Source organism: Phytohabitans aurantiacus, assembly GCF_027923225.1.
GTDB lineage: Bacteria > Actinomycetota > Actinomycetes > Mycobacteriales > Micromonosporaceae > Phytohabitans > Phytohabitans aurantiacus.
Window position 1 is genome coordinate 191696 of record NZ_BSDI01000017.1, and the last position, 14394, is coordinate 206089.

Genomic DNA, 14394 nt, shown 5'->3' on the forward strand with positions numbered 1-14394 from the left:
GGAACGGGGCCCGAATGCACATGACGTTATCGCCTCTGGCCTACTCGTATAACCGCCAGGTACGGCGGGTTGGAGCCAGTCAAGCAGGACGGCTCCACCCATCAAGCAGAACGGCGCCGCCTTCGAAGCGGGAAAGGCGGACCAACACTGCCGAAGCATCAGCGAAGACTATGATCAGGTTATTGCGCATCGGGCCCCGGCTGGGAGTTCGACCCACGTATCTGACGTCCGGGCGAGGGAATTCGGCCCCGATGGTCAGGCGACGGCAAAGAATCAGTTCCTCGCACTGCAGAAATACGATGCGTGCGGTCGTGGCAGCCAGGATGCCGTGCGCGACCGCCGGGTTGAGGCGGGACGCGATTCCTTCGCCTTCTTTCGTGAGTATACGATCGGCACCGTGGTCGGCGGCCTGCGCTACTACGTCGGCGACAATGCCTGCCACGACACCATAGGCGACCTCGACGCCATCCGCGATGCCGCCCGTGAGTGCGCTGAACATCCTGCGCCGTAGGAAGCCCACCTTCCAGTACGTATGTGCAGTGAGGAGCATCTCGCCCGGGTGCAGAAGATGTGCACCCTTGCGGAGGGTTCGCCTCGTCATGATTGTGTTAGCGGCATGCATTCCGTTCTCCGCCCGGCCGTCGCGGAAAGTCCGTGGCTCTGGTGCTGCTCACCCTAACGCGGGCTCGCGAATGGGTCGACGTGTGAGATCGCCTCCGAGGAACCTCAGGCATCCTGCGTTTCACCCCAGAGGATCACCGCTCGGGGGGCCGTAGTGTTGCGCGCCGTTCGCGATGAGTGTGTAGGCGTCGTTGTTGGTGAGGATGTGGCGTCATGAGGGAGCCCCTCCGGGCGGTGTCCGGCGGGGCTTGGTGTTCACGTTGTCGGGGACATGTGGACTGGACGTGCTCCGCTCGGGTCGGTATGGGGCTGGGTTGATCCGGGATCATGATCTGATGCTTGCGATCCGGATGAATGACGCTGCCGCGGCGGGGTTGGGTGTGTTGACGGGGCCGGGGTTGTTGGTGCCGCCGGATGGGGTTGCGCCTGGGCTGCGCGCGATTGTTGCCGACGGCATTGAGGTGCGTGGCGAGGTTGTGGTGTGGAAGGGCGGCGCGCGGTGGGCGGCGCCTGCTCCTGGCAACTTTCCTGATCTGACCGGGTGGGAGTGCTTTGTTAACAGCTTCCACTTGGAGGACGTCGTCCCGGTCGAGGTCACCCTTTCCGATGACGGCGCGCCGGCCATCTCAGACGCCGATCAGACGATCCTGCTGCATCATGGCCTGGCGTTCGCGTTGGAGGTATGCCGGCTGGTGTCCGGATTGGACACTCCGATCGCGATTCGGTGTGTGGTAGCCACCAACCGCACGAACGGGACGTTCCGGTTCCACCGCATCCGCGCTGGCGAGGACTGGGTGCTGTCCGACTTGAACGCCTACAAGTCGGAGAAGGTCGTCGTGGTGGACGTGCAACCCCCATCGGACTGATCCGGCCTCGTACGGTGAAGTGTGGGGCGGACGCTGGGCCGGAATTTCGGCTGGCATCGCCCGAGGGCCTGCCGGCGCTGGGCTACGCGATCGATGTGGACGTCCAGCACCAGATGGTCACCGGGCGGTCCCGTACACCATGAGAACGTGCCATGGCCACGCGGTGGTCCGACGCTCGTGGTGTTGGACGGAACGTGGCTGCTGCCACCGCGCGTATGTGATTGTCGTTGTGGCGTCGTCGGCCCGTAGGCAATGTATGGCCGGACCTACCTTCACCGATACGATCTTGCTCGGGCGGCGTGGTCGTCAACCGCAAACACGGCCACGCCGCTCAGTAAAGCTACTCAATTGCCGACGGTAGTGTGTCGCGAAGCGACTGCACGTAAGGGATGGCGAGCCGTGACAGGCAAACGATCGGAGCAGGCGGGCGCGGGCGGAACCGGCCGGGAACCGGTCACGTTCATGGGACAGATGCTGCGGGCGATTATGCTGCGGTGGAGTGAAGAGCGTGTCCGGCTTCACGCCGAAGTGAAGCGGACGGGCTCGGTCGACGCGAACTCTGTGGTGCGCGCTGCGTTCGATGTCGCTGTCCGGCTTCAGTTCCGCACTAACGGTGATTCACATGAGATCGAGGGTTTCGTGCACGAGATGCGTGTGGCGTTTGGTGAGGAGGTCCCGACCGTCGAGGCTGGGTTGCTTATCCGCGCCGCGCCGCGCTCGGCGAAGACGTGCCTATCAGTGATATTGGGCTCCGCGAAGAGATCGGAGCAAAGGTGTTGACGTTGGTGGGTATTAAGGACGTTCTGTGCTGGAACGAGGCGGACGTTAGCGCGATCATCGCAAGGTCTGAGCAGCTTGCGTGTGAAAGAGGGTTCAAGCCCACGCTCGCCGCGCAGTGACGGCTGCCGCGCCCTCAGCCAGGAAGGGATGCGCGCGGGCCGGTGCCCTAAATGCCGCCCTCACGGCATGGGGGCCATATCGCCGTCCGCCACTAGATCATGTCAAGCCGAGAGTCTCTGGGATCTGTTCGGCTCTCTCGGTCAGGTTGCGGTCTTGCGGTGTCGCGGTGATTGACCAGCCTCGTTGCTGGAAGCTGTTGCGCAGGTGTACGCAACGGCCGCGAGGTCTGCTAATAGTGATCTAACATGCCGAGAACAGTGAGTCTCAGTGAAAAATATGTTGTGGTGACGGGCCCGAGTCTATGGAACAGAGTTGATGCTGTTCAGCAGGCGGCGGATGTCTTTGCGGGACTGGATTCGCACGAACGTCAGGTGGCGCCAGCGGGGGTCGTTGGCCATGGCCAGGTATCGATCCCGGTAGACCGAGTGCCGGTGCCAGGCCCATAGGATGACGGACTCGTTCGGGTCTCTGGTGAACAGGTTGCGCCACCGTTCGCGATTGCCGTTCCACAGCTCGGCTCGAAACGCGACCCGGCGAACGGTGCGCGAGATGACCTGGCGCATGACCTTGTGCCGTGGCAGGTCGAGTACGACCACGGTGTCGGCACGTGCCCAGACCAGGTCTCGGACTGCCGAGTAGTTGCCGTCCACGACCCATCTGCTGCTCGCGGTGGCTGCGTCGACGCGCGTCCGGAACTCGTCGGTGGGGATTGGTTGCCAGTTGCGCTGGTGATGGATGGCGTCGAGTTCGACGTAGGGAACGCCCAGGCGGGCGGCGATGGCTCTGGCCAGCGTGGACTTGCCCGAGCCGGAGTTACCGACAATCGAAACACGCATCATGACCGGTCAAGGGTAGCGACGGGTGCGGCTGCGGGACGACGGCCGCCACCCAACCAGCAACCGCGGAGGGAGCAACGCAGCGGCATGGGGCTCCAGATGTCCACCCTGGCCGTGTCGACTCCGCGACCGCAACGTCCTGAAATGCCGAAGATAGTGCGTTTCTGGCGCAGGCCGGGTTATGCGTTCTCTGCCCTGAGCTCTCGCGCGAGGGCGGTCACCTGGTCTACCTGTTCGGTGGTGAGATGCGTGGCTGCGGCCACGAGGCTGGCAATCTCCTGAATGGCTGCGTAATGGCTGGTCTGTTCGGGTCGTGTTCCGAAGGTAGACCTGCGATGACCAGTAGGTCGGCAACCGACATCGCGAGCGCCGGAGCGATGTCCTGCAGGATCTCGGCTGTGGGTGCGACCGCACCTGCGACGAGCTGCCTGATTGTCGACTCGGCTCGCCCGGATGCGCGGCTGAGGACCCTCGCCGTGAGCCTGCGGTTGGTCATAAGGCCGGTCAAGATCTCTGCAAAGTCCCGTCGCATCGGAGCCCGCTACCGGTACCGGCGACGGGCTAGGAACTCGCTGTCGTGCCGAGGCGAGTGCGTCGTCTGCTTACTCAACCTGCCCGATCCGCAGTGATCTGGGCCGTGTTTTCACTGCCGGGATACTCCGCGTGGAGGTCGCCGTCGAACAGGCGCCAGCAGAAGTCGTTCATCCGGGCGGCGGCGGGGGCATGTCTGGCGATGATCTCCGCCACGGGCGGCGGCACGTTCGGTGGGATGTCGCCGGTCGCGCATCGGCGCACAAACCGGTTGCGGGCGACGGGACTACTGTCGGCCAGCACGGATACCCCGCATACCGAGGTGACCAGCCAGTTCACCAGCCGCATCGAAGCGTAGTCGCCATCGTGACCGACGTTGCGGGCGGTGAAGTCGCGTTCGGCGTCCGACAGGTCGAAGCGCGGCGAGGTGGCGAGCCCGAAGTCGACCAGGTAGAGCCGGTCGTCGTCGGCCCGGATGTTGCCGAAGTGTCCGTCCAAGTGCAGCACCTCGCGGTGACGCAGGAACGCCACTATCTCGAACAGTTGCCGCTCGACCGTCGCGGCTGTGCCGACCGGGTCGCTCAGCCAGCGAGGCAGCCCGTCGGGGAGATGTTCGAGAAACAGCACCAGGCTCGTAGTGGCGCCCGCCAGCGCTTCGAACCGGGCACGCACAGCGTGGTTACCACCGAACTGGGCGAGGACGGCGTCGATGTCGAGGTGCTCGGCGGCGACCGGCGGGCGGCCGGGCAGCACCCGCCAGTGGTGTAGGAGTGGGAACGATTCCGCCTCCCCGGCCAGGACGCCCTCCGTGATGCTCTGGTTCGCAGCCAGCTCGCGCCACGCGCCGAAGCCCGGGCCGGGCAGGCGGTACATGCCGTATTGCCAACGGGCCGGCAGGCCGAACAGGTTCGCTGTGCTGTGCGGATGAGCCAGTTCCCGGTCGGTGATCGGGACCCGCTTGACGAACACGGGCACGCCGTCGACGTCGGCGATCGAGGAGCTGCCGCCCACGCCCACGCCGTTGAGTGATGCGGCCTGCAACAACGCCGTCAGTTCGCCGTCGGTGCAGGCGGCCAACGACGCCGCGACGCGTTCATGGCGGGAACGCCGGGTGCGGAGCATCGCTGCATCATGCCATCGAGCGACAGCCCCTTGACGACACGGCGCCGAGCGGCTCCATCGGCGGGCATCAGTGATGTGCCTGAATGCGAATGTGCCTGAATGCGACGGTGACGGTGACGGTGCCGAAAGGCGGTGACTGCCATGACCGTCGCTGGCTGCGCCGCGATCGCGGCAGGAAGCCACTGGTCGCCCGCTTCGGCGGGATCCCGCTGCGACGCGAACGCCACGCGGTCCTCACCGACCTGGCACCGGTCATGGCCAGAACGAGCTGATCCACAGGTTCCTGGCCGACTGCTGCGAGATCTGCGACTCACGGAACCAGATCGAAGTGCACCACATCCGCAAGCTCGCCGACCTCAACCGCCACGACCGGCCCGACAGGCCGGCATGGGCTCACCTCATGGCAAAGCGGCGCCGCAAGCCCATCGTCATCTGCCGCCCTTGCCACAAGGACATCCACGCGGGCCGCCCAAACGCACCCACCCGGAATTGACCACTGGAGAGCCGTGTGTCGCGAAAGTGACCAGCACAGTTCGGGAAGAGACCGACGGAAAGGACCCACCAACGGCACCTCGCCGGCGGTCGACTTCACTCTGAAGGGGCGGCGGCGCAGCAATGCGCCGCTGCTACCCGGCATGAGCGCACGTGCCGGGGGCTGTCCCACCTGCGAAAGTGGCTGCTCTACCATGAGCGGCAACCTTCATCGCGGGATGACGCTGGAAGTGGCCATGCCCCGCCGGGCTCCGGGTGAGATCAGGTCTCAGCTACCTCGGCGACGCCGATACGGTCGCCCACCCTTGATCCGTGGATTATCTGCCTCAGCCAACCGCCAGTTGGCCTCCTTCGAGCGCGCCAATGGACTCCACCAGGGGGAGGTGGCACATGCGTTCCGTCGATGGGCGCTGAGCGGGCGGCGGCGGTCCGTCGTTACCGACAACCGGTGCTATGACGTCTACCCCGAGAACTGGCGTGCTGGTGACTTCCACGTGCGTACCTTGCTGGAGTTCGCCATGTGGGCGCTTCGGCGCAAAGCAAGGCGCGAGTTCCGCGACGCGCTTCGACCTCTCGATGACAAATATCTGAGGCGCACGGTCAACAACCCGTTTGCCCGGCAGGACCTTCATTGGTGGCTGCGCCGTATAGAACTGTGACCGCTCAGATCGAGCGGAGGCGCACTCATCTGCCGCCGATAATGTGGTGTCGGTTCTGGGCGGCCGAGAGGGCTGCCACATCCGCGGTGCCTTGATCGAGTGAGGCTGGGTGCGTCGTCCTTCAGCGGGATCGTTGTGATCCATCACCACGGCACGGCATGGGAGCGGCGGGTCGCCCTGAATGGCGCTGCGATGGCGTCGGACCGCACCAGGCTGCTGGCCAACCCCTGCTTCCTGAGCTGTCCGCCGAGACGGTCGTGCTCCACCCAGTTGGCCGGCGCCGTCATGCCCGCTGACCCGGGCCGGAGTCGCTCGACCCTGACCGACTCAGGGCGCTGGCCAGCATGTACCTGGGCGGCTTTGGCGACGGCCGGCTCTCCCTGGGGCGCCTCGCCTACATCCAGGAGGTGTGCTCGGCGCCCTGAACGACCCGTACATGAGCTTCGTCTGTCCTACAAGGCCTTGTAGTTTGCCCAGAGCCTGTCGAAGATGGGGCGCACGGTTCGCCGTTGCTCAGCGGTCAAGCTGACGTCTTCCTCCTCCAGCCGGTCGAGGAGCTCCTGCCACACCATCTCCGCGTCGTCGAATGGCATGTGCTCGTCGTGCTTCCACGTGTCGAAGGAAGAATCGATTCCTTCGAACCAGCCTTTTTCGCCCTCACCGTCGTTCCACGGGAAGGTCGGAAGCTTCTCCGTCACGGACGGAGTGTATGCAGGACGGCCACGTCGACGAAGTCCGACGAAACCGGCCGCGTGCCCACTGCCTAGGAACGCGCGCGAGCGCGCGTAGCGGGGCGGAGTCCGCGGCCCTTCGATGAGTTTTCGTGCTGGGATCGGTCATAGGGTTGAAGGCCGAAACCAAGGAGATGTTGATCATGGCTATTCCACCCGTTGTCGACTACACGACCTGGCGCGAGGAGCTGGACAAGTTGCGCGCCCGAGAGAAAGCGGCCACCCGGGAGCTCGACGCGATCGCGGCGCAGCGGCGACGGCTCCCCATGGTGCGGATGCCCGACTACACCCTGGTCGGCGCCGAAGGACCGGTCCGGCTCGTCGACATTTTCGACGGCAAGTCGCAGTTGATCGTCTACAACCACATGTGGGAGCCGGACGCTGAGTGGCAGTGTGGCGGCTGCACCAGCTTCACCTCCTCGTTCACCCGGCTGGGCTTCCTCGACAACTACGACGCACGGTTCGTGATCGTCACCCAGGGGCCGATCGAGGCGGCCCTGGACTACGCCAAGCGGGTCGGCAACACGATGACGTGGTACTCCACCGCCGACAGCCCGTTCGGCGCCGACGTCGACGCGCCGCCCGGCGGCGGGTTCGCGATGAACGTGTTTCTGCGGGACGGCGAAACGGTCTACCGCACCTGGCACACCATCGGCCGCGGGGTTGAACAGTTCACATACACGTTCGCCCTGGCCGACGTCTTGCCCTATGGCCGGCAGGAGCAGTGGCAGGACTCGCCAGAAGGCTGGCCAAAGAAGCCCACGTACAGCGGCTGGCTCGACTCACCCGATGTCGCGCGGTTGTACGGTCCCGCCACCTGAACCTTCCGCGCCCGGGCGTGCCTGCGCGCCGCCCGGGCGGACCAGGTTGGCATGGATCCGACGCACCCAACAACCCTTGCACCCGGTGCGCGGCACGCTGTGCGGGCGGCGCCGAACTCCCCGATGGTCAGGGCCGTTTGCCGGTGATGCGTTCGACGTCGTACGGATAAACGGGGGTGCACAGGTCTGCGTACTGAACGATGAGGTTGAGACTCGAGTCAGGCGGTGTCGCGCAGGGTCCGGCGTAGTCGGGTGGCGTATGCCTCGGGGTGGGTGGTGTTGCCGTTGTGGCCGCCGGGGAACTCGATCAGGTCATTGTCGAGGAGCGTCGCGAGTTGTTGGGCGCAGCGGTAGTCGAAGACGGCGCGTGGGGTGGTGCATCCGACGGCTGGGACGATGCGGATGTCGGTCAGTGCGGCGATGTCGGCGGCGTCCAGGCTGTCTCGCGCGATCGCGGTGAAGTCGTGTCGGATGAATACGTCGAAGTTGGCGATCCGTTGCGGTGTCATGGGTTGCGGCGTCAGGTCGGGCTCGGCGTCCTGGTTGGTGGGGTCGATGCCGAGAACGGCGGCGATCTGTGGGAGGGCGGCGGCCAGGCCACTGTCGCGGTAGGTCTGCTGGAGGTCGGCCAGTTCGCGCTCGTGATGGGCGCGTTCGGCTGGAGGTAGGAGCCAGGGCGCGACCGGTTCGTGCGCGATGAGGGTGCTGATCTGGCCGGGGTGGTGGACGGCGAGGTGCAGGCCGATGACGGCGCCGAGGCTGCAGCCGAGCATGAGTGCCGGCTTGTCGGTCAGAGTGGAGAGCAGGTGGTGCACGTCGTCGGCGTGCTCGGTCAGGGTGCCGGGCCGTGCGGGGTCGGTGAGGGTGCTGCGAGACAGGCCGCGGCGGTCGTAGGTGACCACGGTGTAGTCGGCGCACAACTGGTGGACCAGGTCGGTGCTGCGGTTGGCGTCGCCCTCGCCGCTTTGGCTGATCAGCAGCAGCGGGCCGGTGCCGCGGACCTCGTAGTAGAGGGTGGCGCCGGGGACCGGCAGCGTTCCGGTCGTGGCGGGTTGGGTGCTGGTCATCGGTCCTCCGGGTTTGGTGGCGTGGAAGATCACGTTAATGCATCCGATCAGATGCATCTAGTCTGATGCATCTGATCGGATGTATCGTTGGTCACGTGAACGGAATCGAGTTGTTCCTGCTCGGTCGGACGTTGATGAAGATCGGCGAGGAGGCCATCCCGACCGAAGGGTTCGGTGCGTACTCCACCAGCCACCGGTCGGTGCTCATCGTCGCCACTGACATCCGCGCGCACCCGGACAGCTCGGTCGGACAGATCGCCGAGCGGACCGGGTTCCCGCAGAGCAAGGTGTCCGCGTGCATCGCCCGGCTCCGCGAGGCCGGCGCGATCGACACGGCGGTGGACCCCGCCGACCGGCGTCGGCTGCTGGTGCGGCCGGCGGCGCAGGTCTCCACGCGCGTCGTGCAGGTCCGCTCGACGCCGATCGACGGCGCCCTCGCCGCTGCGCTGGGCGCCGATGACCCGCAGCGGATCGCTGAGGTCGTGGAGGCCTTGGACACGCTCGCCCGGCACCTCACGCCACAGGCGCTGGCCCGGCTCCGGACAGCGTCCGACTCCACACCCAGCACCGGCTGATCGCCGGCGGCTGACACGGCGCGAGCGCGGGTGGTGCGTTCTGGATGCCTGGCAACACCCGTGCCGAGAACAACCGTGACGTGTACGCGACGCCGCCCGGATCGCCCCGGGCGGCTACCCCTGCGCGGGCAGCACGAGGGTCGTGATGCGGCCGGTCAGCCATCCGTGAAGGAAGCCGGTCGCGCGCACCTCATGCCGGTGGTACCACATAGGACGGCGCTGCCACAGGATCACGGGCCACGCGTGCGGGTCGCCGTCGGTCAGCCAGCAGAGCCAGTCGCCGTTGCGGCTGGTCGCCCAGCCCAGCAGGCCGCCGGGCTCCGGGTGGAACGGATACGGGTACTGGTGGGGCCACTGCGCGCGCAGTGGGATCTCGTCGTCCAGGATCTCGCGCGCGGTGGGTGCCAGTGTCCTCGGGTCGAGCAGCCGTATGAACTCCCCGAGCTCGCTGTCGCCGTACCGGTCAACCAGTCCCTTGTAGTCGGTGGGTAGGCGCAGCCCGAGGTCGTGCTCCACCTCGTCCCAGTCGGCGCGCACGGGTTCGGCCGGCGGTGGGACCAGACCGCACAACTCCGCAAGCTGCTGAGTCAAAGATCAGTCCTCCTGGTACGGATCGTAGGGGCGCCCGGACCGTTGCGGTGCCGATCCGGAACGCCGGCTGAACCAGCTGACGCCGCCGGCGACCGCCTGCAGCGCGGCGGCGGCACGCCGAGCCAGCAGCGGCGAGAGCCGCTGTTGCGCCTCGGGCAGCGTCGACCAGGCCCAACCGCGTAGCTCGTCGGCCGGCAGGTGGAACCGCACCGTGGCAGGGTCCAGGACACCGCCGTCGAAGACGAACATGATCCCCTCGGTGCGGCCAGCGCGTGGCGGTACCCAGTCCACCGGCTCCACGACCAGGATCCGGTCGGTGCGGTCGCGTAGCAGCACTGCGGCGCCCATTCGCTTGCGCGGCAGGGTCGCGGTGTAGTCGCCAGCCGGTGTGGTCACCACGGGAGGCTACCCGTGCAGTGCGGTCTGATACGCCGTGGCGGGCGGTGTCAGCGCTGAGCGGCCGGTCCGTACGGGCGGTCGCCGCGTAGCGTGATGCGGTGCATGACCCGGTGCGCGGTGCCGTAGTCGCGGTTGGCGTAGTGGGCGGTGCTCCGGTTGTCCCACGTCGCGACGTCGCCGGGGCGCCAGCGGTGCCGCACGAGGTGTTCGGGTTTGGTCAGGTGGGCGTAGAGCAGGTCGAGGATGCCGCGGCTCTCCGCTTCGGAGACACCGACGATGTGTGAGGTGAAGCCGGAGTTGACGAAGATGCCCTTCCGTCCGGTCTCCGGGTGGACGCGCGCGACCGGGTGCTCCACAGGGTCCAGACGGGTCACTACCTCGCCGTCCCAGACGCTGCCTTTCCCGCCACGCCGCTGGGCCAGGTAGTAGCCGAACTCGCGGTTGCCGTCGTGCACCGCGGAGAGCTGGTCGACCAGCCGCTGTACCGGCTCGGCCAGCGACTCGTAGGCGATCTGGCTGTCCGCCCAGGTCGTGTCGCCGCCACTGGGCGGCAGGACCACGGCGCGCAGGATCGAGCCGAGCGGCGGGCGGGGCATGAAGGTGACGTCGGTGTGCCAGACGTCGGCGAAGCCGTTGTCGGCGCTGTCGAGCGCGCAGATCTCGGGATGGTCGTCGTCGACCCCGCCTACGACCGGATGGGAGGCCGTCAGCTCGCCGAGCCGCCGGCCCAGCCCGATCTGCGTGTCCGGGTCGAGGTCCTGGTCGCGGAAGAACAGTACCTTGCGTTCCACCAGGGCGGCACGTATCGCCGCCAGTTCGGCGTCTCGCGTAGCTCGGCGAGCAGGTCGACCACGCGCACCCGCCGGGTCGGGCTTACGACCCGTAGGGTCCGAACCGGCCCCAGGCGACGACGACGGCGAGCGCGAACAGGCCCGCGGTGACCACGCCGGCGGCCGGCTCGCGCCGGCGGATGTGGATGGTGACGGCGCCCACCATGATGATCGCCAGGCCGGTCGCGGCGGTCGGGGTCAGGGCCGGTGCGATGCCGGTGGCGGCGGGCAGGATGAGCCCGAGCGCGCCCAGTATTTCGGCGATGCCGAGCAGCCGTAGCGCGTTCGGGGGGATGCCTTGGAGGGTGGCGAGTTTCTCCTCGGACTGGGTGAGCTTCTGGACACCGGTCATGGCGAACATGGCGGCCACGATGGCTTGGACGATCCACAGGAACACGTTCATCTGTCAGACCTCTGAGGGGTAGGAGTGGCGAGCCGGGCGGCGACCTGCTCGACCAGGTCGCGCACCTGCGCCAGCTCCCCGCTCATGCCCTCGGTGACCGCGAGTTCGGCGAGCTGCTCGACCCACACCTTCGGCGGGCCTTGCAGGAACGCCTGCCCGCGGCCGGCGAACGAACCTGAGCTGTTGTAGAGCCGGCGGATCGCGACGGGGTCGCGCCCGGCGTCGGCCGCGGCCTCGTCGATGACGCGGTTGGCGGCGGTGAGCTGGTCCGGCGGCAGGTACGGGTTGCTGGGCAGCCAGCCGTCCGCGGCCCGGCCGGTGAGCCGCAGCATGCGCCTCTTGTACGCGCCGAGCCAGATGCCGATCGGGTGCGCGGCGGCGGGGCCCGGACGCGCGCCGGCGAGCCGGTAGTGTTTCCCCTCCACCCGGCCGTGGTGCCCGGGCGTCCACAGTGCTCGGATCACGGCGATCGCCTCGTCGAGCGCGGTGACCGACTCGCCTGCCGTGCGGCTGGGGCCGCCCATCGTGGCGATCCCGTCCCAGAACGCCCCGGCGCCCAGCCCGAGCTCGACCCGGCCGCCGCTGAGGATGTCCAGGCTCGCCGCCGCCCGGGCGAGGACCGCCGGTGCCCGTAGCGGGAGGTTGGCGACGTTCGGGAAGACGCTGACCCTGGTGGTCCGGGCCGCGATCACCGACAGCAGTGTCCAGGCGTCGAGCAGCTCGCCCCGGTAGGGGTGATCTATCACGCTGACCAGGTCGAGACCGGCGGTGTCGGCCAGCCGGGCCAGGCGAAGCGCATCGCCCGCGGTGTCGGCGCCGGGCGGAACGAAGATGCCGAATTGAAGGTCGTGGCCATAGTCGGGCATGTCGTCAGTGCAGCAGATGTTCCGTATTCCGGACGATCTCTTGTGCTGCAGGTCTCACCGTAGGATGGTCGGCATGAGCGTTGACGACGGCCTCGGGTGGGCCTTGGGCGTGGTCTTCCGCGTCTACCTGCGGTCGGCGATCACGGTGACCGATGGCGTGCCCGGCGGGCACCGCGGCTACCAGGTGCTCTTCATGGCCGCGCGGGCGGCACCCAACAGCCAGGCCGCGCTGGGAAAACAGCTCGGGATCGACCGCACGGGGATGACCTACCTGGTCGACGACCTGGAGCGGGCCGGGCTCGTGGAACGCAGGCTCGCACCGGGTGATCGGCGGATCCGGCACCTCGTGGCCACCCCGCACGGGCACGAACTGCTCCAGGAGCTCGACACCCGGCTCGCCCAGGTCGAGGCCCACCTGCTCGCCGGCCTGCCCCAGGCCGAGCACGAAGCCTTCACGTCGCAGCTACGCCGCCTGGCCAGCCACGTCAACGGCCTCGATCCGGTCTCCAACACCTGCGAGATCGTCGAGGACATCACCACGACCAGCTCCTGAGCCGATGCCTGCTGGGTCTCGCTGCGATACCGGAGCCGTCATTGTTCCCGATCGGCCTTGGGCAGGCGGGCGACGACGAGCCGGTAGGAGTCGGTGACCAACTCCCTGACGAGTTCCTCGTCGATGCCTTCTCCGGCATCCACGGTGATCCAGTGCCTCTTGTTCATGTGGTAGCCGGGGGTGATGTGGCGGTACTGCTCGCGCAGGGCGAGGGCCTCGCCGGGGTCCGCCTTGAGGATCACGACGGGACGCCCCGGGACCTCGGTCATCAGCATGAACACCTTCCCGCCCACCTTGAAGACCTCCCAGTCGGGGCCGAAGGGGTGCTCCAGCTGCGCGCCGGGGAGTTCCTCCGCGCAGTTGGCGGCGCTCTTGTGCAGGGCCGATCCGTTCATGGGTGCTGAGCCCTCTCCGGTGGTGACGGACTGTGGCACGTCCCATCGTTGCGTCGAAGCCGCCGAGAGGGCCGGTAGGCTGCGGACACGTGATGGTCGACAGGCGACATTCCGGGTCGCGCAGGCAGGCCGGGCCGGCCGCGGTCCCGCTGTACGGTTTCCAGCCCCCGGTCGGCACGCCCTACGGCCTTGAGGTGAATACCGTCGAGGACTTCTTCGCCCGGCATGACGACTGGCCGTGGAATCCGCCCCGTCCGGGCCGAGCCACGTTCCACTACCTCATCGCGGTGACCGAGGGTGAGCTGCGGCACGACGTCGACTACGTCACGCGGACCGTCGCCCCCGGCCAGTGGCTGTGGGTGCGTCCCGGGCACGCGCAGTGCTGGCATCCGCCCGGCGCGGCCCGCGGCCTGTTCATCCTGTTCGAACCGGACGTGCTGCGGCCCGACCTCGCCCGTCTGCTGGCTCCGCTGACCGCGCACGAGGCCCCCGCCGTGCTCAGCCCGCACCCCGACGACACCGCCTGGCTACAGCAGACGGCACTGCAGCTCCTGGACGAACACCGCGCACTGGGGCGCCGCCGCCTCGACATCCACCACGCCCTGCGGTGCAGCCTCCTCGAATCGCTGCTGCTGCGCCTGTCCAACTCGCCGGACATCGCCCCCACCGGTACGGCCCCGGCCGGCACCGGCCGCGCCGATAGGTACGGACACTTCTTGGACGCCTTGGAGCTGCACTATCGCCAGCTGCACCAAGCCGCGGACTACGCCGAGCTGCTCCGCTGCTCGGTCCGCACCCTCAGCCGCGCCGCCCGGGACGCCACCGGCAGGGGAGTACGCGAACTCATCGACGAGCGACGCCTCCTGGAAGCCCGGCGCCTGCTCGCAAATGCCCGGTGGGATGCCCGGACCGTGGCCGCCCACCTCGGCTTCACCGACCCCGCGAACTTCGGCCGCTTCTTCCGCGACCGCACCGGTCTCACCCCGGCCGCCTTCGCCGCCGGCCCGCCGCCCGGGTCCCGATCAGGCGGGCACGCCGGGGAATAGATCACAGGCTTGAGCTACCGCGACGTCCGCCGTGCGCAAGACCGTCGCTCCCGCGGCCTCACCCACCGCCTTCCCCAGACCTTCGACCCC

20 protein-coding genes and 1 pseudogene are annotated in these 14394 nt (G+C 67.8%); 9 read left to right on the forward strand and 12 right to left on the reverse strand.

Translation table 11 applies throughout. The features are described 5' to 3' along the window. Positions 1 to 79: 79 nt before the first annotated feature. A complete protein-coding gene (locus QMG73_RS19735) occupies positions 80 to 622 on the reverse strand; it encodes a hypothetical protein (protein WP_281897747.1) in 543 nt (180 codons plus the stop codon). Positions 623 to 956: 334 nt separating this feature from the next. Here QMG73_RS19735 and QMG73_RS19740 point away from each other — a divergent pair, with 334 nt between their 5' ends. Both QMG73_RS19740 and QMG73_RS19745 read left to right on the forward strand, forming a co-directional pair. Then, positions 957 to 1487, forward strand: a complete 531-nt coding sequence (locus QMG73_RS19740) for a hypothetical protein (protein ID WP_281897750.1) — start codon at positions 957 to 959, stop codon at positions 1485 to 1487. A 399-nt stretch (positions 1488 to 1886) separates the two neighbouring features. Continuing rightward, complete coding sequence (locus QMG73_RS19745; RefSeq protein WP_281897751.1) at positions 1887 to 2267, forward strand: hypothetical protein; 381 nt, start codon at positions 1887 to 1889, stop codon at positions 2265 to 2267. Positions 2268 to 2686: 419 nt separating this feature from the next. Here the strand turns inward: QMG73_RS19745 and QMG73_RS19750 are convergent, their stop codons facing one another. The 3 genes from QMG73_RS19750 to QMG73_RS19755 form a co-directional block, all read right to left on the reverse strand. Continuing rightward, positions 2687 to 3226, reverse strand: coding sequence for a shikimate kinase (locus QMG73_RS19750; RefSeq protein ID WP_281897752.1), 540 nt, complete (start codon positions 3224 to 3226; stop codon positions 2687 to 2689). Between the two features lie 223 nt (positions 3227 to 3449). Continuing rightward, positions 3450 to 3755, reverse strand: coding sequence for a helix-turn-helix domain-containing protein (locus QMG73_RS46395; protein ID WP_407676825.1), 306 nt, complete (start codon positions 3753 to 3755; stop codon positions 3450 to 3452). Positions 3756 to 3829: 74 nt separating this feature from the next. Further along, positions 3830 to 4876, reverse strand: a complete 1047-nt coding sequence (locus QMG73_RS19755; RefSeq protein WP_281897754.1) for an aminoglycoside phosphotransferase family protein — start codon at positions 4874 to 4876, stop codon at positions 3830 to 3832. A 107-nt stretch (positions 4877 to 4983) separates the two neighbouring features. Here QMG73_RS19755 and QMG73_RS19760 point away from each other — a divergent pair, with 107 nt between their 5' ends. The 3 genes from QMG73_RS19760 (at position 4984) to QMG73_RS19765 (ending at position 6027) form a co-directional block, all read left to right on the forward strand. Continuing rightward, on the forward strand, positions 4984 to 5148 hold the full coding sequence (locus QMG73_RS19760; RefSeq protein ID WP_281897756.1) for a hypothetical protein: 165 nt from the start codon (positions 4984 to 4986) through the stop codon (positions 5146 to 5148). Between the two features lie 29 nt (positions 5149 to 5177). After that, positions 5178 to 5369, forward strand: a complete 192-nt coding sequence (locus QMG73_RS46400) for an HNH endonuclease (protein WP_407676827.1) — start codon at positions 5178 to 5180, stop codon at positions 5367 to 5369. Positions 5370 to 5673: 304 nt separating this feature from the next. After that, positions 5674 to 6027, forward strand: coding sequence for a hypothetical protein (locus tag QMG73_RS19765; RefSeq protein WP_281897758.1), 354 nt, complete (start codon positions 5674 to 5676; stop codon positions 6025 to 6027). A 452-nt stretch (positions 6028 to 6479) separates the two neighbouring features. Here QMG73_RS19765 and QMG73_RS19770 read toward each other — a convergent pair whose 3' ends face one another. Further along, positions 6480 to 6725 carry a hypothetical protein gene (locus QMG73_RS19770; protein WP_281897760.1) on the reverse strand — a complete coding sequence of 82 codons (246 nt, stop codon included), beginning with the start codon at positions 6723 to 6725 and terminating at the stop codon, positions 6480 to 6482. Positions 6726 to 6901: 176 nt separating this feature from the next. Here QMG73_RS19770 and QMG73_RS19775 point away from each other — a divergent pair, with 176 nt between their 5' ends. After that, a complete protein-coding gene (locus QMG73_RS19775) occupies positions 6902 to 7579 on the forward strand; it encodes a DUF899 domain-containing protein (protein WP_281897762.1) in 678 nt (225 codons plus the stop codon). A gap of 218 nt (positions 7580 to 7797) precedes the next feature. Here QMG73_RS19775 and QMG73_RS19780 read toward each other — a convergent pair whose 3' ends face one another. After that, complete coding sequence (locus QMG73_RS19780) at positions 7798 to 8646, reverse strand: alpha/beta fold hydrolase (RefSeq protein ID WP_281897764.1); 849 nt, start codon at positions 8644 to 8646, stop codon at positions 7798 to 7800. 95 nt (positions 8647 to 8741) lie between these two features. On the opposite strand from QMG73_RS19780, the gene QMG73_RS19785 reads away from it, so the two are divergent. After that, entirely contained in the window at positions 8742 to 9221 is a 480-nt protein-coding gene (locus tag QMG73_RS19785; protein ID WP_281897767.1) for a MarR family transcriptional regulator, read from the forward strand. Positions 9222 to 9335: 114 nt separating this feature from the next. Here QMG73_RS19785 and QMG73_RS19790 read toward each other — a convergent pair whose 3' ends face one another. The 5 genes and pseudogenes from QMG73_RS19790 to QMG73_RS19810 form a co-directional block, all read right to left on the reverse strand. Then, positions 9336 to 9812, reverse strand: coding sequence for an SMI1/KNR4 family protein (locus QMG73_RS19790; protein WP_281897769.1), 477 nt, complete (start codon positions 9810 to 9812; stop codon positions 9336 to 9338). Between the two features lie 3 nt (positions 9813 to 9815). Continuing rightward, positions 9816 to 10208 (reverse strand): NUDIX hydrolase, encoded by a 393-nt coding sequence (locus QMG73_RS19795; protein ID WP_309299499.1) that lies wholly within the window; start codon positions 10206 to 10208, stop codon positions 9816 to 9818. Positions 10209 to 10258: 50 nt separating this feature from the next. Beyond that, positions 10259 to 11035 (reverse strand): annotated as a pseudogene (locus QMG73_RS19800) (TauD/TfdA dioxygenase family protein); the annotation flags it as partial. A 49-nt stretch (positions 11036 to 11084) separates the two neighbouring features. Further along, positions 11085 to 11444 carry a DoxX family protein gene (locus tag QMG73_RS19805; protein WP_281897771.1) on the reverse strand — a complete coding sequence of 120 codons (360 nt, stop codon included), beginning with the start codon at positions 11442 to 11444 and terminating at the stop codon, positions 11085 to 11087. Next, positions 11441 to 12310, reverse strand: a complete 870-nt coding sequence (locus QMG73_RS19810) for an LLM class flavin-dependent oxidoreductase (protein ID WP_281897772.1) — start codon at positions 12308 to 12310, stop codon at positions 11441 to 11443. Before QMG73_RS19810 ends, QMG73_RS19805 begins: the two co-directional genes overlap by 4 nt. A gap of 73 nt (positions 12311 to 12383) precedes the next feature. Between QMG73_RS19810 and QMG73_RS19815 the strand changes: the two genes are divergently transcribed. Further along, complete coding sequence (locus QMG73_RS19815) at positions 12384 to 12863, forward strand: MarR family winged helix-turn-helix transcriptional regulator (protein ID WP_281897774.1); 480 nt, start codon at positions 12384 to 12386, stop codon at positions 12861 to 12863. Positions 12864 to 12901: 38 nt separating this feature from the next. On the opposite strand, the gene QMG73_RS19820 is transcribed toward QMG73_RS19815, so the two are convergent. Next, positions 12902 to 13297, reverse strand: a complete 396-nt coding sequence (locus tag QMG73_RS19820) for an MmcQ/YjbR family DNA-binding protein (protein ID WP_281897776.1) — start codon at positions 13295 to 13297, stop codon at positions 12902 to 12904. Positions 13298 to 13350: 53 nt separating this feature from the next. Here QMG73_RS19820 and QMG73_RS19825 point away from each other — a divergent pair, with 53 nt between their 5' ends. Continuing rightward, positions 13351 to 14304: a helix-turn-helix domain-containing protein gene (locus QMG73_RS19825; protein WP_281897801.1), complete on the forward strand. Its 954-nt coding sequence runs from the start codon at positions 13351 to 13353 to the stop codon at positions 14302 to 14304. The last annotated feature ends 90 nt before the right edge of the window (positions 14305 to 14394 follow it).